The sequence below is a fragment of the Planktotalea sp. genome (genome assembly GCF_049680325.1).
GTDB lineage: Bacteria > Pseudomonadota > Alphaproteobacteria > Rhodobacterales > Rhodobacteraceae > Planktotalea.
In genome coordinates, this window is sequence record NZ_JBAUHO010000090.1 from 1 (window position 1) to 4,276 (window position 4,276).

At 56.9% G+C, this 4,276-nt stretch carries 3 protein-coding genes; all 3 read left to right on the forward strand.

The genetic code is table 11. From position 1 onward, the window contains the following. The first annotated feature begins 76 nt into the window (after nucleotides 1–76). Complete coding sequence (locus WBC85_RS03610; protein WP_424433309.1) at nucleotides 77–2,467, forward strand: type IV secretion system protein B4; 2,391 nt, start codon at nucleotides 77–79, stop codon at nucleotides 2,465–2,467. Between the two features lie 199 nt (nucleotides 2,468–2,666). Further along, entirely contained in the window at nucleotides 2,667–3,779 is a 1,113-nt protein-coding gene (locus WBC85_RS03615) for a lytic transglycosylase domain-containing protein (protein ID WP_424433310.1), read from the forward strand. Next, nucleotides 3,776–4,276 (forward strand): type IV secretion system protein (locus WBC85_RS03620; protein ID WP_424433311.1); only part of this gene is annotated, 501 nt, incomplete at its 3' end. The genes WBC85_RS03615 and WBC85_RS03620, both read left to right, overlap by 4 nt.

Below are 4,276 nucleotides of genomic sequence, written 5' to 3' on the forward strand. Positions count from 1 at the left end.
GACAAAGAGCCTCATTTCTTTGAAGTGCTGCGCATTTCCTTCGGCACAGTGCGCCCGACCAAAAACCGCGCACATCATGGGGGTGACAGCTTTGGCGCTTGATGGTGGAACTTTGAGCGGCATCGGCCCTGCGGTGCGTGAAGCTGGGGGAACAGGATTTGCCCGTGAAAGCTACCTTGCGGAGCACCTGCCCTATTTTGCTTTGGCAACGGACGATGTGATGGTGCTGCGCGAAGGCGATCTTCTGGCAACCCTACGCCTTGATGGTCTGAACCCGATGACTACCGAGGACGATCGCCTTGATGCGCTCAAGCGCGCGGTTGCCGCAATCGTGGCCCAAACCGGGAATACGTTCGGTTTTTACATCCACCGCGTCTCTGTTCCACAAAACTTAGACCTTAAGCCCGTCGAGGGTGATACCTTCGCGTCCCAAGTCGAGGCCCGTTGGGCAGCTCACATCAAAGGCCTGCGACCTTCCAAGCGGCAGATGTATCTCAGCGTCATTCGCCGCCCCAATCTTGCAGCTCGCATCCCGTTTCTGCGCGCACTCGCCCGCAAAGCTTGGATCAAAGACCGCGCGGCGCGTGTCCAAGAACTCAATGAGGTTATGGGCTTCTTTGCTGTGGCCCTGTCTTCGGCAAACCCTGTCCGTTTGACAAAGACGGGCGGTGAATGGTTGGGGTATTTGAATACACTCAATGCGGGAAGCTTTTCACCTATTGCATTTGGTCAAAGCCCCCTGCCCCTTTCCCATACTATCAGTGATTGCCGCGCGACATTTGATGGTGATGTGGTGACAATTACTTGCGCCACAACGGGTGCCGTCAAATATGGGGCGCTCTTTAGCATTAAGACTTATCCAGCGCTGACAGACGTTACTCTCTTGGACTCGTTAGACCTGCCCCTCGATATCGTGCTGACCAATTCCTTTAGTCCAATCCCGAACAACATCATGGCCGAGCGCATCCAACGGATCATCAGACAGATGCATGCATCTGATGATGCGGCGGTATCTTTGCGCGACCAGATGGCCTTGGCGGCAGATGATCAAGAAGCCGGACGCATCGCTTTTGGTGACCATCATCTGTCCATCGCCGTCTATGCAGCAGATCGCGATACGCTGGAACGCGCAGCTGCGCAGATCAAACGTGTTGGACAAGAAATCATGGCGGTGATCGTACGCGAGAATATGGCTCTTAAAGCCACCTATTTTGCACAGAGCCCGGGCAACTTTGGTTACCGCGCGCGCAAGACACCAATCTCCTCAACCAACTTTGCCGACTTCGCAGCTCTCCATGGCAGCGTTGAAGGGCGCAGCAACGACGAAAGCCCATGGGGCCAGAGCATTGCCGTCCTGCCAACAGTCGGTACATCAGGCTATCGCTTCAATTTCCACGAGGCGGGCGCAGCTGGCAAAGAACCTACCGTGGGCCACACGCTAGTTTTGGGCCGCACGGGAACTGGCAAAACATTGACGACTGCCTTCCTCACCGCCCAAGCGCAACGTGTGGGAGCACGCCTATTCTTCTTTGACAAGGATCGTGGCTTGGAAATGGCAGTCCGAGCTTTGGGTGGCCGCTACAATGAAATCCGCGCTGGCGTGCCCACGGGCCTTAACCCGCTCGCCTCTGAAACCGATGAACGTGGTCGCGCTTGGCTGTCCGATTGGTTGGCGACCTTGCTGACGCGCAGTGGTGCATTATCCGGAGAACAATCGCGCCATATCCAGGGTGCGGTAACACAGAATGCAGATGCAGGTGCTGCCCTACAGCGCTTTGCCAGCTTTGAGACCTTGTTCCAGTCCCTGGATGATGATGGCGAGCTGCAGTCCCGCGTCGCAGAATGGGCCCCCGGCGGTCGGTTTGGCTGGGTGTTTGATGAACCTGACCGCGGGCAAAGCCTCGATCTTTCAGGCGACATTGTCGGATTTGACATGACAGAAATCCTCGACATGACCACAGAGCGCATGGCGGTGCTCTCCTACATTTTCCGCCAGATTGAGCGCGTAGTTGAGGACCGCCGCCCCACCATCATCGTATTGGACGAGGCGTGGAAATTGCTTGATGATCCCTATTTCGGCGCACGTCTGGAAAACTGGCTCGTGACCCTGCGCAAGATGAACTGCGTCGTGATCATGATGACGCAGTATCCCAGCCAGTTGCGCGACAGCCGCGTTGGCAAAACCATTGTTGAAACCGTCCCGACGCAGATCCTGTTCCCCAACGACCGTGCCACAGTGGCTGACTACGATTTCCTGCGTGTTAACGCCAAGGAAGCTGCATTGCTCGTCCAACCTACTATTGGCCAACGTATCGCGCTGGTGCGCTCCGCAGGCGACAGCGTTTTTGTCGATGCTGATCTCTCTGCCCTTGGCGACTTGCTGCCAATCTTAGGCGGTGGTGCCACGGGCGAGGCCCGCGTTCCAGCAGACTGGCGTTCAAATCCTGATTTTTGGAGACCTCAATGAGATTTTTCCCAGCCCTCCTCATGGTATCGGCGGTGCCGTTGCTATCGGCGTGCGAGCAGTACACAGAGAAAACATCGCCCTGCTTTGACCGAAGCGGTGAGCCTGTGGTGACCCGCGCAACGGTATCGTTCGCCGCGACAGAAATTGTTTCAGGCGAGAGCGGCAAAGATTGCACTTTCGAAGCCCTGCCGCGCCCAGAATGATCCGCCTCGTCATCATATCTGCCGGGCTTTGGCTTTGCTTGCCCGTCGCCACAGGCTTCGCCCAAGGTGTGCCAACGCAAGACAACGCCGCGATCGGGCAAACCATCGCGCGCGTGACCGCATTGGTTCAGGACTTGGGAACCCAAGGTGACAAAGAGGCCGAGCGGTCTTCTATCGCAGACGTGCAAGCGGATCAGTTGCGCACGCTTGAAGCCATTTCTGCCGCCATGACGGGTCCGGGCTTTGATATCAACGCCCTTGAAGGCAACGCTGATTTTGGCGTCGCCTCAGTCTATCCCAACACCGATACAAGCCCGATGAACAGCCGTCTCTTTGGCGAGGGGCGCGAAACGGTTGAGATGATGATTGTGCGCGTTGCAGGCGAATATGCTGGTGCGCCGGGTGTTGCACGGGCTGGTCTTTCCGCCACGCAATGGCGCTGCTTGTTTCAGGCCCTGATCAGACAAGAAAGCCGCTTCAATATCACCGCCGAAAGCCATGTTGGTGCTTATGGTCTAACCCAACTCATGCCCGGGACAGCGTCAGACATGGGCGTAAATCCTTATGACCCAATGGACAACTTGCGTGGTGGCGCGCGCTACATCACGACCCAGCTCAATCGCTTTGGCAACATTCCTCATGCGCTCGCCGCCTATAACGCAGGCCCCGGACGCGTGATTGAGTATGGCGGTGTGCCACCTTTTACCGAAACCCAAGGCTATGTCCGCAATATCTCAAAATTCTACAACGAATACCTCGCCGTTGTGGGCGGCGCAGACGCGCTCGGCACATTGTCATCCTCAGACTTTGCCCTCGCTGAATATGCAAACATCTCCGATGCAGGCGTCTACTACGCCGCAAGCAGCCACGCCACGACGATGCAGGTCATCAACCGCCTGCGTGCGATCATTCTGCAGATTGATGCCCAACCCAATGCGAAAGCCGCGTGGGAACTCAACACCTACGCCAAAGCTGAGATCGCCCGGATTTTAAATCTGCGCGTCAGGCTGATGGCAGCCAACCAACTGCGCGAAGCGGCCCATGCCCAACATCTGGTCGCGGACCGCCTGTCCGAGCGTGAATTCATGCAAATGGGAGTGCCAAATTGAAACAGCTTCTTCTTTCGGTCGCCGCCATAACGGCACTCGGCTTATCGACGCCCGCGCGTGCACAAGGCGTGCCAACATTTGATGGCTCTCAGCTTGGCCAGCTGGTCGCGCAGCTTGAGCACATGGCCGAAGACCTGAATGTGCAGCTGCAACAGCTGGCAACGATGCGGTTGGAACTAGAGACACAACTGTCCCAACTTCTGAATTTGGAAGCCCAGCTCACTTCTCTGATTGAAGGTAGCGGGCTAAGCGGTCTCTTCGCATCTATCGAAGAATTCCGAGCCTTGCGGGGTAAGCTGGTCGCCCCACTGAATACAGCACGTGCTCTTGCTGATGGCGATTTCCTGAGCGGCTTCAATCCCGGCGCTGAACTGGAAGCCTCGGTCGAACGGGTATTATCCGGAAGCGGGTTCACATCAGAGACATTAAGCACCCTCTCCTCTTCGCCTGAGCCTGCCGACAACCGCATCGCAACATCCGCCGGCGCCAGCGCCATG